Annotated in this window: 3 protein-coding genes; 2 read left to right on the plus strand and 1 reads right to left on the minus strand. The window is 70.3% G+C overall.

The window, feature by feature from the left end:
* A partial coding sequence (locus D588_RS0117290; protein ID WP_026143827.1) for an oxygenase MpaB family protein occupies positions 1 to 751 on the minus strand: 751 nt, incomplete at its 3' end.
* 6 nt (positions 752 to 757) lie between these two features.
* Between D588_RS0117290 and D588_RS0117295 the strand changes: the two genes are divergently transcribed.
* Both D588_RS0117295 and D588_RS0117300 read left to right on the plus strand, forming a co-directional pair.
* A complete protein-coding gene (locus D588_RS0117295; protein WP_226978460.1) occupies positions 758 to 1,543 on the plus strand; it encodes a hypothetical protein in 786 nt (261 codons plus the stop codon).
* 307 nt (positions 1,544 to 1,850) lie between these two features.
* Positions 1,851 to 2,417: TonB-dependent receptor plug domain-containing protein (locus D588_RS0117300; RefSeq protein WP_157836485.1), on the plus strand; the 567-nt coding region annotated here is incomplete at its 3' end.

A 2,417-nucleotide genomic window follows, 5' to 3' on the forward strand; every position in this document is an offset into this window, starting at 1 on the left:
TGGCCCATGGCGGCAACAAGGCCGCGCCGGCGCCCAGGAACAGTTCGCGCGACAGTCCCGGCGCCGGCACCGGCAGGCGCAGGCCGGACAGCACCGCCAGCACCTCGCGCGAGCGCGCATCCACCCGCAGCAGCGGCCGCTGCCGCGCGAAATAGTCCAGCACCGCCGCCTCGCTGGCCGGGACGTCGCGTGCGCCCAGCGCTTCGGCGACGCGCCGGCCTTCGTCGTAATAGCGGTCGGCGATCGCCGCCGGCACCGCGCGGCAGTAGCGGCGGTAGCCCTGCAGGAAGCCGTAGGCCTCGGTCACGTGGACCCAGGTCAGCAGCGCCGGATCGTCGGCGGCGTAAGCGCGCCCGTCGGGCGTGTGGCCGCGCACCCGCGTGTGGATCGCACGCACACGGGCGATCTGGCGCTGCGCCGCGTCGGTGGGCGCGTAGCTGGTGGCGGCGACGAACTGGGTGGTGCGGCGCAGGCGCCCGACCAGATCCTCGCGAAAGTTGGAATGGTCGTAGACCCCGGCCAGCGCCAGCGGATGCAGGGTCTGCAGCAGCAGCGCACACAGCCCGCCGGCCAGCATCCCGGGAAACTCGGCATGGATGCGCCAGGTGACGCTGTCCGGACCGAACAGGCCCACATCGCCGAGCGGCTGGTCGTAGTCGATGGCGTCGCGTTCGCGCGGGAACGCGCCCAGCACCCAGCGGCGGATCTGCGCGGTGGCCGGAGCGGAGAGGGTGCGTAGCAGCGGGGGCATGCGCCGATGGTAGCGAAAGCGGCGCGAGCGCCGTGCGATGGCGTATGGCGCGCCGCGGCCGCGCCGCATGTGCGACCGCAGCATGCACTTTGCGGCCGCTGTGCTAGAAAGAAGCTGCCTCAAGATCGCCAACCGACGTTCCGCGTCCGTCACCGCATCTGCAAGGAGCCCGTCATGCTCGCTCTGTTCAAAGGCTTGGGATTGCTGCTCGAGGACAACGCGCTGCACCAGCGCTCGTTTCCCGAACAGGTCGCGCACTGGCAGCACAAGAGCGAGGCGCAGATCCGCGAAGAGGTCGCGTTGCTGGCCAAGGCCAAGCAGCAGTGGCTGGTGGCGTCGATCATCGGCTGGCAGGCGATCTCGCTGATCCTGCTCGGCGTGATCACCGCGCAGTTGTGGCAGCACGACTACCACCTGACGTTCTCGCGCATCGTCATCGTGGTCACCTCGTGGGTGGCGATCCTGTTCGTGATCTGGTTCATCGCCAACATGTTCGACCGCACCGCCGGCTTCGAGCGCTGGCTCACCGCGTTCAACAGCCGCGAACCACTGTCGGCCGATGCCGATACCGTGGAATGCGTGGCCGACGCGCTGAACATGGCGCGCAAGTACCCGGAGATCCTCGCCTACAAGCGCGAGGTGGTGGCCAACCGCGAACTGCGCCACGAGGACATCCGGATCATGCGCGAGATGGGCCGCATCCGCCTGCATGCCGAACTGGTCGCCTCGCTGATCCAGTTCGAAGGCACGCCGCCCGGCGGCCAGCCCGGCGTGTTCCGCGTCGCCGGCTGAGTCGGCCGCACACGCATCTCACGCGCGCCGTCTGCGATAGACGGCGCGCCCGCCGATCCGACATCACGCGCGGGCGCGACTCGGGCGCAACACGCGCGCAGTCGGTCGTGATCCGCGCGTCCGACGGCGTGTGCGCTCAAGCCCGCGATCGCCGCAAGGGCGCAACGCCACGGCGATGCCAGCCCCAGTCAAACCGCACCGACCCGACGCAGCCGGCGTCGGCCGACCGCGGTGACACAGGGCATTCCCAACGCCCGTTTCGCGAAATATAATCATTCTCGATTAGAACTTTCGCCCCACGGTCTCGATGACACTGCATCCCCTTTCGTGCGCCTGCCTGCTGGGCATGGCGCTGTCCCTGCCTGCGCACGCCGCCAGTGCCGACACCGCCTCGGACGCCGACAGCGGCGTCGATGCCGCACAGGCGACCGCCCTGCCCACGGTGCAGGTGCGCGCCGATGCGCAGAGCGGCTTCCGCGCCACCGGACCGGTGCAGGCCGACAAGTCGGATGCGCCGCTGGCGCAGACGCCGTTCTCGATCACCGTGGTGCCGCGCGCGCTGCTGGACAGCCAGCAGGCGCGCACCCTGTCCGATGCCCTGCACAACGTCTCCGGGGTCGTCGCCAACACCTACGGCCGGCGCGGCTGGGACGACCTGATCATCCGCGGCCAGACCGCCTCCGACGCGCTGTTCGTCGACGGCCTGCGCACCGCCGACAGCAACCGCGTGGCCGAGCAACTGTTCGGCGTGCAGCAGGTGGAGGTGCTGAAGGGCCCGGCCTCGCTGCTGTACGGACAGGTGCTGCCGGGCGGCCTGGTCAACCTGATCAGCAAGCGTCCCGGCGCCGAGCCGATGCGGCGGGGCGACCTGGGC

The organism is Xanthomonas sp. SHU 308 (genome assembly GCF_000364645.1).
Classification (GTDB): domain Bacteria; phylum Pseudomonadota; class Gammaproteobacteria; order Xanthomonadales; family Xanthomonadaceae; genus Xanthomonas_A; species Xanthomonas_A sontii.

What these genes read in the sequence shown, in the direction of transcription:
- D588_RS0117295 (WP_226978460.1), top strand. Translation starts at nt 758, where the DNA reads ATGGTAGCGAAAGCGGCGCGAGCGCCGTGCGATGGCGTATGGCGCGCC.